The organism is Undibacterium sp. FW305-107 (assembly GCF_058788535.1).
The window spans coordinates 264,728-280,564 of the sequence record NZ_JBYTAV010000008.1 but is presented as its reverse complement, the minus strand read 5'-3'; the positions used below and the strand labels follow the sequence as shown (position 1 = coordinate 280,564).

The following is a 15,837-nucleotide window of genomic DNA, read 5'->3' as shown; positions in this document are numbered from 1 at the left end:
GCAGCTTTATCCTGTTACCTGATGTGGCAAATGCAGCAAGGACAAACCCAGTTGCGCCCTGCGTGCCAGCCAGGGGCTGGGGCGATAGCGTGGGTCACCAGTACTGGCATACAAGTTCCGCAAAACCAATAGTATACGCGAAGTGCCGAGTTTGTCGCCCCAAGCCAGCGGACCTGCGGGATAAGCGAGGCCTAATACCACTGCCTTGTCGAGGTCTTGCGGGCTGCAAATACCCTGCTGGGCTATGTCGCTAGCGATATTGATGATGGTCGCCAAAATGCGCTGAACCACGAAACCGGCACTATCCTGTATCAGGCTGACACCCTGCCCGCTTTTTTGCAGCAGGGACTGGCATTGTGCTGCCAGGTTTGCATCTGTAGCGGGATTCATCATCAGGCTCAAATGCCCCTGGCAAGCAGTCAGTGCATCTATGCCAAGAGTACGGCGGGCATCCAGCCCTGTTCTTGCTACACAGGTGCTGACATCTTCGCCATAAGGGCTGACTATGCACAGTGTATCTGCAGATGGCTGCCCACCATTTTCAACCATAGCGCCGCAACGCTCAAACAAGGAAAGCAGTGCTGGCACCGCATCCGCGTTTTCCTGGCTGATCCATACTGGCCCAACCCAGGCAGGCAGTTGCTCAGGAACAGGCGGTACATCCTGGTTGCCACTATAAGTATAAAAACCGCGTCCAGTCTTGCGACCCAGCACACCTGCATGTACACGCTGCGCAGTGATGACACTAGGGCGATAGCGTGGCTCTTCATAATACTGATGATAAATCGCTTCCATGACCGGATGTGATACATCCAATCCAGTCAGGTCCAGCAATTCAAACGGCCCCAGCTTGAAACCTGCCGCTTCGCGCATGATCTGGTCTATCTGGCGAAAGTTGGCGACATTCTCTTGCAATATCCGCAGGGCTTCCGTGCCATAACCGCGGCCCGCATGGTTGACAATAAAGCCAGGCGTATCCCTGGCACGCACTGGCAAATGCCCGGTTTGTGTGGAAAATGCCATGAGCTGCTCTGCGACTGCAGCATCGGTCAGCAAACCATCGATGACCTCAACCACCTTCATCAAGGGGACAGGATTAAAGAAATGCAGCCCCGCGACACGCTCAGGTATTTTTGTACCAGCCGCAATGGCGGTCACTGACAAAGACGAAGTATTGGTCGCCAGTATGCAAGCGTCGCTGACGATGGCATCAAGTTGCTGGAACAAAGCACGTTTAACATCCAGCTTTTCAACAATTGCCTCTACCACCAGATCGCATTTGGCCAGTTCCTGCACGCTATTGACAACTCGCAGGTTTTCTACAGCGTGCTGATATTGTTCTGCGCCAAGTTTTTCCTTATTCAGCATTTTTTGCCATTGTTCGGCAATCAACTGGCTGGCTTTGCTGGCGGCATCTGCCTGCACATCAAACAAGAGCACACAAAAACCTGCCTGAGCCGCAATTTGGGCGATGCCGCGCCCCATGGCACCAGCACCGACAATACCAACAACAGCAATACTGGTCTTCATATTTACTCCGGTACGATGGCGGTAACTTCTATCTCTACCCTGGCTCTGTCTTCTATCAAGCCAGCCACCTGCACGGCAGTCATGGTTGGGTAATGGCGGCCCATGATATCGCGATAGGCTTCGCCAACTTCTTTATAAGCGCCTACATATTCTTTTTTATCGATGACATACCAGGTCATGCGCACGATATGCTCGGGTTTCGCATTTGCCTCCGTCAACACTTCAACGATATTTTGCAAGGCTTGCCTTACCTGGCCTGCAAAATCGTCGGTCTGAAAGGTGCATTGAGCATCCCAGCCCACCATACCGCTGACGCACACAGTGCGACCAGTGGCAGAAATGCCATTCGAATAGCCACGTGGCCTGGCCCAGCCTGGAGGTTGCAAAATGTCCATCATCTATCCTTTCATTGATGACTTTTCAGACCTTAGTGTCTGAAAAGTTCATTATTTCTATCTTATATGTTGCAGTACTTCAGCATGGCAGTGCGCAGTTCATCTGGTATGGCTATAGACTCGCGCAATTTCAAATCCATCATGACCAGCACCAGTTTGGCTTTCAGACGCACATCTTGTTCAGATCCATTAAAGCAGATTTGCAGCTCAACTGAAGTCTTGCCCAGTTTAGTCACTACCAATTCTGCCAGCAAACTTTCACCCAGCTCTGCCGGTTTGATGAAATCCGTTTCCAGATGCACTGTGGGCAGGCCTATGCCACGTGCAATATGCATTTCATGAAAACTGCAAGCCAGGCCCTGAGCGCACCAGTCTTCCACAACGCCATTCATCATTTCAAAATAGCGTGGATAAAACACGATGCCCGCCGGGTCGCAATGGGCAAAGCGTATAGCTAATTCAGCGGCAAAAATCATAATTAAAGCTCATGATACGGCAAACTCTTTCAGCAATTCACGACCTATGATCAGTTGCTGCACTTCCGTCGCCCCTTCATAAATACGCAGGGAACGGATTTCACGGTACAGGCGCTCTACCGGCACTTCGCTGACGACACCCAAGCCGCCAAACATCTGCACCGCTGCATCTATCACTTGCTGCGCACCTTCTGTCGCAGTCAGTTTGGCCATGGCGGCTTCTTTGGTGACCTTCCGCCCCTGGTCTCTTTGCCAGGCAGCGCGGTAAATCAACAGGGCTGAGCTGTCTATGGTCGTAGCCATCTGCGCCAGCTTGGCCTGGGTCAGTTGAAAATCTGCCAGGGTCTGGCCAAACATCTTGCGTGTCGTTACTCTGTGCATGGCCTCATCCATGGCACGACGGGCAAAGCCCAAAGCTGCTCCTGCTACGGATGTACGGAAGATATCCAGCGTCGCCATCGCTACCTTGAAACCCTGCCCTGCCTCGCCCAGACGCTGCGTTGCCGGGATGCGACAATTAGTGAACTTCAGGCGTGCCAGCGGATGTGGAGCAATCACATCGATACGGTCGGCAATTTCAAAGCCTGGCAGACCAGCATCAACGATAAAGGCAGTGATGCCACGTGCACCCGGTGCTTCGCCAGTGCGGGCAAACAATACATAAAAGTCAGCGATACCACCATTGGAAATCCAGGTTTTTTCGCCATTCAAGACATAGTGACCGCCATCTGCATCAGCGACAAATTCTGCCGCGCATTGCATGGCTGCCACATCCGAGCCAGCTTCTGGTTCCGACAAGGCAAACGCGGCAATCGCCTCACCTTTGGCGACTTTGCTCAGATAATTTTGCTTTTGCGTTTCTGTACCATGCAAGCTGATAGCACCAGAACCGAGCCCTTGCATGGCAAAGGCAAAATCTGCCAGGCCAGAATGACGGGCCAGGGTTTCGCGTATCAGGCAAATGGCACGGGTATCAATGACGTCAGCATTACCACCATAGGCACTGCCGCCTATGGCATTCTTGAGCCAGCCAGCTGCGCCCAGTTGCTTGACGAGATCGCGGCAAGCCTGATCGACATCTGCGGCATGATGATCAGGCAGGTTTTCTGCGGACCAGGCATCCAGCGTGCGCTGCAACTCACGGTGCTTGTCATCAAAGAAGGGCCAGTCCAGGTAATTGGTGTCAGACATGATATGCGTCATGCTCAATTTCCTTCAAAAACCGGTTTTTGTTTGGCAACGAAGGCATGGTAGGCACGATGGAAATCATTGGTCATCATGCATATCGCCTGGGCTTGCGCTTCCGCTTCTATGGCTTCATCGACACCCATATTCCATTCCTGCTGCAGCATTTTCTTGGTCATGCCGTGGGCAAAGTTCGGACCTTCGGCCAGGTTTTTTGCGTAGATCTGCGCCTCTGCCAGCACGTCTTCCGGTGCCGCCAGGCGATTGAAAAAGCCCCAGCGTTCTGCTTCTTCACCTGACATCGAGCGTCCGGTGTACAGCAAATCCGATGCCCGCCCCTGTCCTATGATGCGCGGCAGGATGGAGCAGGCACCCATGTCGCAACCCGCCAGACCAACACGGGTGAACAGGAAAGCCGTCTTGCTACGTGCTGTGCCTATGCGAATATCAGAAGCCAGCGCGAGGATGGCACCTGCGCCAGCGCAGACGCCATCAATCGCCGCGATAATAGGTTGTGGACAAGCGCGCATGGCTTTGACCAAGTCACCCGTCATGCGGGTAAAGCTCAACAAGCCCGGCATGTCAAGTTTGGTCAACGGGCCGATGATTTCATGCACATCACCACCAGAACAAAAATTCTCGCCTGCACCAGTAATGACAATGGCCTTGACATCGTCGCCATACGCCAAAGTGCGGAACAGGTCACGCAACTCAGCATAAGAATCAAAGGTCAGCGGGTTTTTGCGTTCTGGGCGGTTCAGGGTGATGGTGGCAACGCCAGCATCTACGGCATAGGTAAAATGCTGTGCTGCATAGTTTGCCAGTTGCTGGCGATTGCCAGGTAAATCCTGCGGATGTCCGGGTAGGTATTTCATATAGCTTGTTCCTGCTCAGGGTTATTGTCCACGTTGTTGTCCAGACTGTTATCGACGCCAGGTTCGTGCAAATGCGTTTTCACTTGAGACAACAATTCAAATAATTTGCTTTTCTGTTCTGCCTGCAAGCCAGAAAACATATCGGCTATCCATGCCTCATGGACAGCCGCCATACGTTTGAAGGCACGGCGGCCAGCGGGCGTCAGCTTGACGCTGTAAGCACGTCTGTCTTTGAGATCGGCGACACGGGTCACCAGTTTTTCCTGTTCCAGTTGATCAGTAATGCCGGTGATATTGCCGCCAGTGACCATCATACGCTTGGATAACTCACCCATGCGCAGACCTTCTGGATGCCGTTCAAGTTGCGCCATCAAATCAAAGCGTGGCAAGGTGATCCCGAATTCGCTGCGCAGACGGCTACGGATTTCACCTTCTATCATCACGGTGCAAGACAGCATGCGTAACCACAGACGCAAGGACTGATGGTCATCTTGCGTCAAGCGGGTTTCCATGTCGAACACGGGGTTACTGTCTTCTTTCATACCTGATCTTGTCTGCTCTTCAGATTTCATCACATCACTTCGCCACCAGCCACTGCAATGGATTGCCCATTCATTGCCGACGCACCGTCCATGCATAGCCACAACACCGCATCCGCGACCTCTTGCGGTTGCACCAGGCGCTTTTGCGGGTTACCTGCAGCGAGTTCAGCTTTCGCCTGTTCTTCAGTTCTACCGGTTTTGGCAACGATATTGGCAATGGCTTCCTTGACGATATCGGTTTCGGTATAACCAGGACAAACCGCATTCACCGTCACGCCTTTGGCTGCAACCTCCAACGCCACTGCCCGCGTCAGACCTATCACGCCATGTTTGGCAGCGCAATAGGCAGAAACATAGGCATAGCCCTTCAAGCCTGCCGTACTGACTACATTGACGATACGGCCCCAACCCGCTTCCAGCATGGCGGGTAAGGCTTGTTGCATGCAAATGAAGCTGCCATTCAGGTTCACGTCCAGCATGCTTTGCCACAATCTGGCATCGGTTTTCAGGAAAGAAGCTGAACTGGCTTGCCCTGCATTATTGATGAGGATGTCGATACGCCCATCTCTGGTCTGCGCTAGCTGGAAAGCTGCTTGTACCGATTCCACATCGCTGACATCCATGACTACATACTGCACTTTGGCATTGGCCAAAGACGCCACTCCTTCTTGCAAGGTCGTTTCACTGCGCCCTGCCAGTGTCACTATCGCCCCTTCGTTGAGCAAAGCTTGTGCTATGGTCAGGCCTATACCCTTGCCACCACCCGTGACCAGCGCATGCCTGCCTTGTAATTTCTCCTGATGCACAACCATGCTCATCCTTCCAGCAACTTGGCGGCAACTTGCTGCGGTGTCAGGCCAGCACTGGCTGCAGCGACTTGTCGGTCACGTTCAAGATTACGTTCCAGCTGCATTTTTCCGGCTACATATTGCTTGGGCCAGGGCATATCATTGAAGCCCAGTTTGGCTGCTTCATGCAAAGTCCAGGCTGGATCAGCCAAGTGTGGTCTGGCGATGGCGCACAGGTCAGCACGACCTGCGGCGATGATACTGTTTGCATGATCCGCTTCAAAAATCGCACCAACAGCGATGGTGGGTATTTGCGCTTCATTGCGTATTCGGTCAGCAAACGGCGTCTGGAACATGCGTCCATACACAGGCTTTTCCTGCTTGCTGACCTGGCCGGACGAGCAATCTATCATGTCGGCACCTGCTGCCTTGAACAGCCTGGCGATGGTGACTGCATCATCTGGCGTAATGCCGCCCTCCACCCAGTCATGCGCAGAGATACGTACGGAGATCGGTTTATCTGCAGGCCAGACAGCGCGTATAGCGGCAAACACTTCCAGCGGATAACGGCAACGGTTTTCCAGTGAACCACCGTATTCATCTTCACGCTGATTGGTCAGTGGCGAAATGAAGCTTGATAAGAGGTAACCATGAGCGCAATGCAGTTCCAGCCAGTCAAAACCCGCTTCTGCTGCTGCCCTGGTCGCCTGGACAAAATCATTTTGTATGCGTTGCATGTCTGTTGTCGTGGCCGCACGCGCCATTTGCGAAATTCCGGGCAGGTATTGCTGCTCTGACGCTGACACCAGCAGCCAGTTAGCTTCTTTCAATGGCTGGTCTGTCCCTTCCCAGGCCACGCAGGTAGAGCCTTTGGCCCCGGCATGGCCCAGCTGCACGGCAATCTTTGCATCGGTGTTGGCATGGACAAAATCGACGATGCGCTTCCAGGCTTGCGTATGTTCAGGTGCATACAGGCCGGGGCAAGCTGGCGTGATGCGGGCATGGGCAGAGACACAAGTCATCTCCGCAAACACCAGGCCCGCACCGCCCATGGCCCGGCTACCCAGGTGCACGAGATGATAATCACCTGCTACGCCATCGACCGCTGAGTATTGCGCCATCGGTGAGACGACGATGCGATTTTTCAATACCACGTCGCGCAGCTTGTAAGGCGTCAGCATGGGTGGAATCGCTGCTTTTGTTTTGGGTACTGGCAAGCCAGCTTTGGCATACGCCTGCTCAGCTATCCAGTGTTCAAAACTGCGTACATAGGCCGCATCCCTTACCCGCAGGTTTTCATGCGACAGACGTTGGCTGCGCGTCAGCATGGAATAGGCAAACTGAGGCGCTTCCATGGCGGTATAGCGCTCAACGTTTTCAAACCATTCCATGGAATTGCGGGCAGCGCTTTGTATCTTCAAGACTTCTATGGAACGCAAGTCCTGATAGGCTTCCAGCACGGCATCCATGCCTTGCTCACCATGCTTCTCAAAACTGCGTGCCAGTTCTATGGCATCCTCCAGAGCCAGCTTGGTGCCAGAACCTATGGAAAAATGCGCAGTATGAGCAGCGTCGCCCATCAGGACCACAGGCACACGTTTGTCATTCAATTGATTCCAGTGCACCCAGTTCTTGCAGATGATGCGCGGGAACTTGATCCAATTGGCAGAGCCGCGCAAGTGCGTGGCGTTTGACATCAGAGCATTGCCATCGAGATATTTGACGAACAGGTTTTCACAAAAAGCGATGGCTTCTTCCTGGCTCATTTTATCTATGCCTGCCTTGAGCCAGGTTTCTTCCGGTGTCTCGACGATAAAGGTCGCGGTATCGCCATCATATTGATAGGCATGCGCCTGGAACCAGCCATGCTCGGTTTTTTCAAAGGCAAAGGTAAAAGCCGAGAACAGTTTTTTGGTGCCCAGCCAGACAAAACGGCATTTGCGGGTATCAATATCAGGTTGATAGCTTTGCTCGTAACGGGTACGCACGCGGCTGTTCAAACCATCGCAGGCAATAACAAGATCAGCATCATATTCCAGCGCCAGTGCCTGATCGTCTGTCACATCAGTTTCAAACACCAGCTTGACATCCAGCTCTTCGCAACGTTCTTGCAGGATATTCAGCAAACGCTTGCGGCCTATGCCGCAAAAACCGTGGCCGCCAGAGGTAACAACCTGCCCTTTGAAATGGGTATCAATGTCATCCCAGTGATTAAAGGATTGCAAGATAGAACGTGCAGTCTGTTCATCGGCATTCACCAGATTACCCAGGGTCTGGTCAGAAAATACCACGCCCCAGCCAAAGGTATCGTAAGCACGATTGCGTTCGACGATGGTGATCTGGTGCGCCGGGTTTTGCTTTTTCATCAGCAGGCTGAAGTACAGGCCAGCCGGACCACCGCCTATGCATAGGATGTTCATTAAATTACCTTGAAAATTAATTTTTTACTTGACCAATCACTGTCTTATTGCATTTTGCAAGAAGCGACATAAGCGTCAGGGTGATTGGTAAATACGGCACTCAGAGTTTTGTTGGTCACCCTACCCTGTGCATCCTTACTGATGATGCGTGCATAATAATTTTGTACAGGATAATGATTGCTGTTGAATTTGAAGTCACCGCGCACGGATTTGAAATTGGCAGCTTTGATGGCTTTACCCAAGGCATCCTTGTCTTCTATCTTGCCCTTGACACCACGCACGGCACTATCCATCAGCATGGCAGCGTCATAACCCTGCGATGCATACAGCGATGGCAGGCGACCATATTCTTTCTGGAAATCGGCAACAAAACGTTTATTTTGTGGGTTATCCATATCATGCCCCCACTGCGAGGCATTGAACATGCCCAGCATGGGTGCGCCTACTGCCTTGATGATGTCTTCATCGGCAGAGAAGCCTGGGCCGAATAGCTGGGTATTCTTGGATAAACCGGCATCCACAAACTGCTTGATGAAATTGATGCCCATGCCACCCGGCAGAAAGATATACACGGCATCAGGCTTCAAGCCGCGTATCTGCGCCAGTTCAGTTGCATAATCAAGCTGTCCCAGTTTGGTATAAATTTCTTCCGCAACCTTGCCCTTGTAATAGCGCTTGAATCCCGTCAGCGCATCTTTGCCCGCCGGATAATTAGGCGCCACCAAAGCGACATTCTTAAAGCCTTTGTCATTGACTTGCTTGCCAACAGCTTCATGCAGGCTGTCGTTTTGCCAGGCAACATTAAAGAAATAAGGGTTACATTGCTCGCCCGCATACTGCGAAGGGCCTGCATTGGCGCTGATGTAATGTACCTTGGCACCAAAAATTGTTGGCCCGACCGCCAGCATCAGATTGGAAAACACGATGCCGGTCATCAAATCAACCTTGTCTTTTTTGATGAGCTTATCGACCAGTTGCTTGGTCGCATCAGGATTTTGCTGATCATCACCCGTGATGACTTCGACAGGCAAGTTACCGAATTTATTATCCAGATGTTTCATGGCCAGGGAAAAGCCATCGCGTATATCAACACCCAGACCAGCACCCGCACCAGACAAGGTGGTGACCATGCCTACTTTGACTTTGTCTGCGGCAAAAGCACTGGTCGCATTGGTCGCAGCAATACTGGACAATAATAAACACAGCAAGGTCTTTTTCACGAACGTCTCCTTCGGGTTAATGGGCATGAATGAATATTTTCAAACGTTATATTTAGCTGGCAGCAGGCGTACGTAATTTATAGCGCTGTAGTTTGCCAGTCTCAGTTCTCGGTAAACTCGTCATGAATTCTATGGCGCGCGGGTACTTGTAAGGGGCAATACTGTTCTTGACGAAATCCTGGATTTCCTTGCTCAGTTCTGCTGATGCCAGTGCATCAGCTTTCAATACTACAAATGCTTTGACGATCTGGCCACGCTCTTCATCCGCCAGGCCTATGACCGCGCACTCAGACACTGCAGGGTGTTTCAGCAAGGCTTCTTCCACCTCTGGTCCGGCAATATTGTAGCCAGCAGAAATAATCATGTCGTCAGTGCGGGCCCGATACCAGAAATAACCGTCGGCATCCATCTCATAAGCATCGCCAGTCAGATTCCAGCCTTGATGGACATAATTTTTTTGCCTGTCATCTGCCAGGTAACGGCAACCTGTCGGCCCCTTGACTGCCAGACGGCCAACCACGCCAGGGCCAGCCATGTCGCCATGCTCATCAAATATACAAGCCTGATAGCCGGGTATGGGCTTGCCGGTTGCCCCCGCCCGCGCCTCGTCGCCTGCGGCAGAAATAAATATATGCAGCATCTCGGTCGCACCTATGCCGTCTATCATGACCAGACCAGTCGCCTGACGCCAGGCTTCACGGGTTGCGGCAGGCAGAGCTTCACCGGCAGAAACGGTTTTCTTGAGGCTGGACAAATCAAAATTCTTTGCGAGCGTTGCCATCTGGCGATAGAAAGTAGGCGCAGTAAAACAGACGGTGGCCTTGAATTCGTCTATGGCTTTCAGCAGGGATTCTGGCGTCAGTTTTTCCAGCAATACCGCCGTTGCACCGACACGCAAAGGAAACAGCAGCAAGCCGCCAAGGCCAAAAGTAAACGCCAGTGGCGGCGTGCCTATGAAAATATCGCTTTGCGCGGACTGCAAGGTCGAACGCGGGAAGCAATCGCAGATCGCCAATACATCCCTGTGGAAATGCATGGTGCCCTTGGGCATGCCGGTCGTGCCAGAGGTAAAACTGATGAGGCAGACATCTTCGGCCAGCGTATCGACAGCAGCAAATTCAGACGATTTACCAGCCATCAACGCCTCCAGGCCATCATCGCCCTGATGATTGAAGTACACCACTTGCGTCAATATGGGATTGGCTTGCATTGCCAACCCCATCTCTTCACGCAGATTTTCTGAGCAGAGTACTGCGGCAATTTCAGCCTTGTTCGCGATCACACCCAATTCTTTGGCGCGCAGCAATGGCATTGTGGGCACGGCTATACAACCTGCCTTGATCACAGCCAGTACACTGGCAGCCATCATGGGATTATTAGCACCGCGCAACAAGACCCTGTTACCGGGCTGCAAATGCATATCTTCGAGCAAGACGTGGGCAATACGATTGACAGTAGCCAGCAGATGGGAATAAGTCCAGCTTTCTGTCTGGCTGCGGATGGCGATGTTGTCTGCATGACCGCTTGCACACATCTTGTCGAGCAAGTCGGCGACACAATTCATGCGTTCGGGGTATTGCAACTCAGGCAAAGAAAAAATCAGCTCAGGCCATTGCTCGCGTGGCGGCAGGTGATCAAAAGCAAAGGTATCCAGATGGGCAGACCCTGGTAGCACAGTTGAATTCATTTCTTCTCCGGCTTTGGTACACAATATAGATACAGCAACCCGAAAACACAAAACTACTTTAAACCTAAACTATTTTTAGGTAAAGTGTTTTTTTACATCAAAATCCAGTTTTTCTCAAAGAAAATATTTTCAATTGCGTCGCTTATAGTATATTTTAGGCCTAAAGTAATTTCACATCTGCACCACCATCAGCATTTAGGGATCAGGGGATGAATATCACGCTTTTGCTTGAACACGGCTTAAATGGCTTGCAATTTGGCCTCATGCTTTTCCTGCTGGCAGCGGGCCTGACGCTGATCTTTGGCATCATGGATTTCATCAACCTGGCCCACGGTTCCCTCTACATGGCAGGTGCTTATTTCGCCGCCAGCTTTACCGGCATGACAGGCTCTTTCTGGTTAGGCCTGCTGGCAGCGGTGATAGCGACTGCGCTGCTGGGTGTGGTACTGGAAGTAGTCGTCTTCAGGCATTTATACCAGCGCGATCATTTATCCCATGTGTTGGCGACTTTTGCACTGATACTGATATTCAACGAAGGTGCGCGCATGATTTGGGGTGCGCAGCCGTTGATGCTGAATATTCCGCCACAGTTGGCACAACCGGTGGAATTGTTGCCAGACTTCTTTTATTCATCTTTCCGCCTGTTCATCATTGCGACCGGGCTGGCTGTCGCTGGCCTGCTGTATTTTGTCGTTACCAAAACCCGCATAGGCATGCTGGTACGTGCCGGGGCATCGAACCGTGAAATGGCTATCACCATGGGTATCAATATCAAGCTGGTATTCACGCTGCTATTTACCTTTGGCGCAGCTCTGTGCGCCATTGCGGGTGCCCTGCTGGGCTCCATACTCGCAGTACAGGTGGGCATGGGTGAAAGCATCCTGATACTGGCGTTTGTGGTCATCGTTATTGGCGGCATAGGCTCAATACGTGGTGCGCTGGTAGGCGCATTGCTGGTAGGGCTGGTTGATACCCTGAGCAAGACCTTGCTGCCAGGTGCATTGAAACTGCTGATGCCACTGGAGATGGCAGCCAATCTTGGCCCTGCCCTGGCATCAATACTGATTTATGTATTGATGGCAGCCGTGCTGTTTTACAAACCCCAGGGCCTGTTCCCTGCACGAGGCTGAGGGAGTGATCATGCAAAGCAGCCTACATCACACTGTCTCGCGCAAGTCCAGCATAGGCATCCTGCTCTTGCTGATTGCCTTCCCCCTGCTCGCTACTTACTTCGCCCAGGAATTTTATATAGGCTTGTTAAGCCGCTTGATGATTTTTGCACTGGTAGCCAGCAGCCTGAACCTGATACTCGGTTTTGGCGGCATGATCAGCCTCGGGCACGCTGCTTTCTTTGGCAGTGGCGCTTATGTGGTGGGCATATTGATGCAGCATGGCGTCACATCTGCCTGGATCAGCTGGCCGGTAGCGATGTTGGTTGGCTTTTTGTTGGCACTTGCAATAGGCAGCGTCTCACTCAGAACGCGAGGCGTGTACTTCATTATGATCACGCTGGCATTCGCACAGATGTTGTATTTCCTGTTTGTGTCACTGAAAAATTATGGCGGCGACGATGGCCTGAGTCTGGCGCAACGCTCAGTGACGGGGCTGGACATGAGCAATGACAGCAATTTTTATTATCTGGTGCTGGCCATTTGCACCATATTTCTCTTCATCCTGTACCGACTTATCAATTCCCGTTTTGGGAGAGTGATACAAGCCATCAAGGAAAATGAAACCCGTATGGAAGCCATAGGCTACCCGGTATTTCGCTATAAGCTGCTGTGCTTTGCGATTGCCGGCAGCATCGCCAGCCTGGCCGGTGCCCTGCTGGCAAACCAGAATATGCTGGTCAGCCCTAACCTGCTGCACTGGACGCAATCTGGTAGCCTGATGGTAATGGTGATACTTGGCGGCGTAGGTTATCTGTCTGGCGGCATGCTGGGTGCGGTAGTCATGCTGATGCTGGAAGAAATCCTGTCTGGCTACACCATACACTGGCAATTGTATCTGGGCATTATCCTGCTGCTGGTCGTCATGCTTTTGCCAAATGGTCTCGCCAGCTTGCCGCAAAAATTCATGTCGGCGAAAAAACCGCAAGAGGATCAGGCATGAGCGTTTTACAGTTAAAAGGCCTGGTCAAACGCTATGGTGGCCTTGTGGCTACCAATAACCTGAGCCTGGATATCTTGCCCGGCGAAATCCACGCCATCATAGGCCCGAATGGCGCAGGCAAGACTACGCTGATACACCAGATATCCGGTGCCATTGCGCCAAACCAGGGACAGATCATTTTCAATGGTGAGGATGTTACTGCCACCAGCATGCATGAGCGCGTCAAGCTAGGGTTGGCACGTTCTTACCAGATCACGAATATTTTCCAGTCATATACAGTCATCGATAATCTGAGCCTGGCAATACAGGCACGTTCAGGCAGCAGCATGCGCTTCTGGCGCAAGGCAATAGATGAGCAGGCACTTTTTGAGCAAGCCCGGCAACTCGCCAGCGACATAGGTTTGGCTGAGCACTGCAATAACAAAGCCTGTGAACTCGCACATGGCGAACAACGCCAACTGGAACTGGGACTGACCCTGGCGACGCAACCCAAACTGCTTTTGCTGGACGAACCGATGGCAGGCACAGGGCATGAAGAATCAGGCAAGATGCTGGAACTCATCGCCGCCCTGCGTGGCAGGGCCGCCGTGATCTTGATTGAACATGATATGGATGCCGTCTTTAAACTGGCTGACCGTATTTCTGTTTTGGTGGCAGGTTCCATCATCGCTACTGGTACTGCAGAACAGATACGCCAGAACCCGGAAGTCAAAAAAGCCTATCTAGGTGATGAAATGGATATCGCAATCAGGGAAGTCGCATGAAGACCATACTGGAAGTCGAGCATATCGCCACCTCTTATGGCCATAGCCAGGTCTTGTTTGGCATAGACCTGCAGATACGCCAGGGTGAAGTCGCCAGCCTGCTGGGGCGCAATGGCGCTGGCAAAACCACGACCTTGCGTTCGATACTGGGACTGACGCCGGCACACAAAGGCCATATCAACTTCATGGGCCAGCGCATAGAAAAAATGACGACGGACAAAATCGCCAGGATGGGCATAGCCCTGGTGCCGGAAGGCAGGCAGATATTTCCTAACCTGACCGTCAAAGAAAATCTGGTCGCCTTTGCCGCCAATCGCAATCAGAGCAAAATGCCATGGAGCCTGAAAGAGATTTACCAACTCTTCCCGCGTCTGGCCGAGCGTGCAGGCAATATGGGTAACCAGTTATCTGGTGGCGAACAGCAAATGCTAGCCATCTCGCGCGCCTTGATGACCAACCCGCATTTACTGATACTGGATGAAGCGACTGAAGGTTTGTCACCACTGGTGCGCGAAGAAATCTGGGCTTGTCTCAGAAAACTGCGTGACCAGGGGCAAACCACGCTGGTCATTGATAAATATGTAGAAAAACTCATGCCCCTTGCCGACCAGCACAGCATCATGGAACGTGGCAAGATAGTCTGGCATGGCAATAGCGAAAGCCTGACGCAGTCACCCGAAACCTGGCAGAAATATGTGGGTGTTTAGAATTGGCATTTAAAATTGATAGCGCGCCTGCACACCCAAACCCAGCACTTTGGCACTACTCAAGTTCAGATTATCTGTCTGCAAATGCACACCCACGAACTGATTGCTCCAGCCTATACCCACTGATTTGTAGCGCGTATCAAAACTGGCATCAAAGCGGCCATAGGCAGAATGATTGGCGACGCTCAACACCGGTAGATTAACACCGTAAAAATGCCGGACTTGTGCGGCAAATTCCCATTCCTGGTTTTGGTAAGCGAGTCGCGCAGTGTGCGTTTGTGGCACAGAGACTGATCGCGTCCTTTGACGGTTAACGCCTTGCAACAAAGGCTGATAGTTCAAATAGCCCTTACTGTCATATTGCACAACGGCAGAGTTCAGGCTTTGCTGCAGCTCTGGCAAATTTTTCCAGGCAAAGCGGTTGTATGCATCTTCCAGTTGATATTGCATACGCCATGCCGGATTGATTTGCCAATCCATGGCAAGGCTGGAACTATAGCCTCTGGCCTCCGGCTCAAATTGCTGGAACAAATATTGGTAACGGCTGTTCACATCCAGCTCACTCGCAGAAAAACTGTAATGCTGGTTATCGACATAACTGGCCGCACCCGTTGCCTGCGTAGCGCGGTACTGCGGGTTCATGTAATACACGGCACTGGCAAAGAAGCGTGGCTGATATTCACCGCCAAAAGCGAACCAGCGCCCTGCCCTCAGGCCAAAGCCTGACCAGCTTTCCAGCTGGGCATCCAGTTGATAATTGACAGCTTTCTGTGGCAAACCAGCTTGCTTGTATGCCTTGACAAATGCCAGGGTGGATGCACTGGCTTTGAGCATACCCTCCTGGCGGGCTTCCAGATTTACTCGCCACTCTTTATAACCCACACCCAGCTCTGCCCGCAAACGACGCAGGCTGACATTCTGGCCATCTTTGGGAGAAAAATCTGTATTCCAGTCGCCCTCGATTTTGCGGGTGGGCATGAAGTCTGAAGCTTCCCACAAATCCAGCGTGGAAAATACCTGCCAGCCATCGTCGCTCTTTTGCGGAACAAGCATGTCCAAAGCATATGCCTGCTGGGTCAGTGATGCGCAGAATAAGGAAAGTATCAGACGGGATGAAAACATGGCTTACTCAAAAA

Annotated in this window: 15 protein-coding genes; 4 read left to right on the top strand and 11 right to left on the bottom strand. The window is 52.0% G+C overall.

The window, feature by feature from the left end; all coding sequences use genetic code 11:
* Positions 1-6 precede the first annotated feature (6 nt).
* The 10 genes from AC3WQT_RS19190 to AC3WQT_RS19145 all read right to left on the bottom strand — a co-directional run bounded on the left by AC3WQT_RS19190 (position 7) and on the right by AC3WQT_RS19145 (position 11,118).
* Positions 7-1,530, bottom strand: coding sequence for a 3-hydroxyacyl-CoA dehydrogenase (locus tag AC3WQT_RS19190; RefSeq protein ID WP_492706101.1), 1,524 nt, complete (start codon positions 1,528-1,530; stop codon positions 7-9).
* A 2-nt stretch (positions 1,531-1,532) separates the two neighbouring features.
* The gene (locus AC3WQT_RS19185) at positions 1,533-1,925 is read right to left on the bottom strand and encodes a RidA family protein (RefSeq protein ID WP_492706284.1); all 393 of its coding nucleotides are present in this window, start codon (positions 1,923-1,925) and stop codon (positions 1,533-1,535) included.
* Between the two features lie 62 nt (positions 1,926-1,987).
* Entirely contained in the window at positions 1,988-2,401 is a 414-nt protein-coding gene (locus tag AC3WQT_RS19180; RefSeq protein ID WP_492706099.1) for an acyl-CoA thioesterase, read from the bottom strand.
* A 9-nt stretch (positions 2,402-2,410) separates the two neighbouring features.
* Entirely contained in the window at positions 2,411-3,592 is a 1,182-nt protein-coding gene (locus AC3WQT_RS19175; protein WP_492706282.1) for an acyl-CoA dehydrogenase family protein, read from the bottom strand.
* A 14-nt stretch (positions 3,593-3,606) separates the two neighbouring features.
* Positions 3,607-4,461, bottom strand: coding sequence for an enoyl-CoA hydratase family protein (locus tag AC3WQT_RS19170; protein WP_492706097.1), 855 nt, complete (start codon positions 4,459-4,461; stop codon positions 3,607-3,609).
* Positions 4,458-5,033 carry a MarR family winged helix-turn-helix transcriptional regulator gene (locus AC3WQT_RS19165; RefSeq protein ID WP_492706280.1) on the bottom strand — a complete coding sequence of 192 codons (576 nt, stop codon included), beginning with the start codon at positions 5,031-5,033 and terminating at the stop codon, positions 4,458-4,460. The genes AC3WQT_RS19170 and AC3WQT_RS19165 overlap by 4 nt, the downstream gene beginning before the upstream one ends.
* Positions 5,033-5,821: an SDR family NAD(P)-dependent oxidoreductase gene (locus AC3WQT_RS19160; protein WP_492706095.1), complete on the bottom strand. Its 789-nt coding sequence runs from the start codon at positions 5,819-5,821 to the stop codon at positions 5,033-5,035. Before AC3WQT_RS19160 ends, AC3WQT_RS19165 begins: the two co-directional genes overlap by 1 nt.
* Entirely contained in the window at positions 5,818-8,211 is a 2,394-nt protein-coding gene (locus tag AC3WQT_RS19155) for a bifunctional salicylyl-CoA 5-hydroxylase/oxidoreductase (protein WP_492706093.1), read from the bottom strand. Before AC3WQT_RS19155 ends, AC3WQT_RS19160 begins: the two co-directional genes overlap by 4 nt.
* Positions 8,212-8,255: 44 nt before the next feature.
* Positions 8,256-9,458 (bottom strand): ABC transporter substrate-binding protein, encoded by a 1,203-nt coding sequence (locus AC3WQT_RS19150; RefSeq protein ID WP_492706091.1) that lies wholly within the window; start codon positions 9,456-9,458, stop codon positions 8,256-8,258.
* A 25-nt stretch (positions 9,459-9,483) separates the two neighbouring features.
* The gene (locus tag AC3WQT_RS19145) at positions 9,484-11,118 is read right to left on the bottom strand and encodes an AMP-binding protein (RefSeq protein ID WP_492706089.1); all 1,635 of its coding nucleotides are present in this window, start codon (positions 11,116-11,118) and stop codon (positions 9,484-9,486) included.
* Positions 11,119-11,327: 209 nt separating this feature from the next.
* Here AC3WQT_RS19145 and AC3WQT_RS19140 point away from each other — a divergent pair, with 209 nt between their 5' ends.
* From AC3WQT_RS19140 to AC3WQT_RS19125, 4 genes are read left to right on the top strand one after another with little or no spacing between them, the layout of a single operon-like run.
* Positions 11,328-12,248, top strand: a complete 921-nt coding sequence (locus tag AC3WQT_RS19140) for a branched-chain amino acid ABC transporter permease (protein WP_492706087.1) — start codon at positions 11,328-11,330, stop codon at positions 12,246-12,248.
* 10 nt (positions 12,249-12,258) lie between these two features.
* Entirely contained in the window at positions 12,259-13,230 is a 972-nt protein-coding gene (locus tag AC3WQT_RS19135; RefSeq protein ID WP_492706086.1) for a branched-chain amino acid ABC transporter permease, read from the top strand.
* The gene (locus AC3WQT_RS19130; RefSeq protein ID WP_492706084.1) at positions 13,227-13,994 is read left to right on the top strand and encodes an ABC transporter ATP-binding protein; all 768 of its coding nucleotides are present in this window, start codon (positions 13,227-13,229) and stop codon (positions 13,992-13,994) included. Before AC3WQT_RS19135 ends, AC3WQT_RS19130 begins: the two co-directional genes overlap by 4 nt.
* Positions 13,991-14,701 (top strand): ABC transporter ATP-binding protein, encoded by a 711-nt coding sequence (locus AC3WQT_RS19125; protein ID WP_492706082.1) that lies wholly within the window; start codon positions 13,991-13,993, stop codon positions 14,699-14,701. Before AC3WQT_RS19130 ends, AC3WQT_RS19125 begins: the two co-directional genes overlap by 4 nt.
* Before the next feature lie 9 nt (positions 14,702-14,710).
* Here the strand turns inward: AC3WQT_RS19125 and AC3WQT_RS19120 are convergent, their stop codons facing one another.
* Positions 14,711-15,823, bottom strand: a complete 1,113-nt coding sequence (locus tag AC3WQT_RS19120) for a hypothetical protein (protein WP_492706080.1) — start codon at positions 15,821-15,823, stop codon at positions 14,711-14,713.
* Positions 15,824-15,837: the final 14 nt, after the last annotated feature.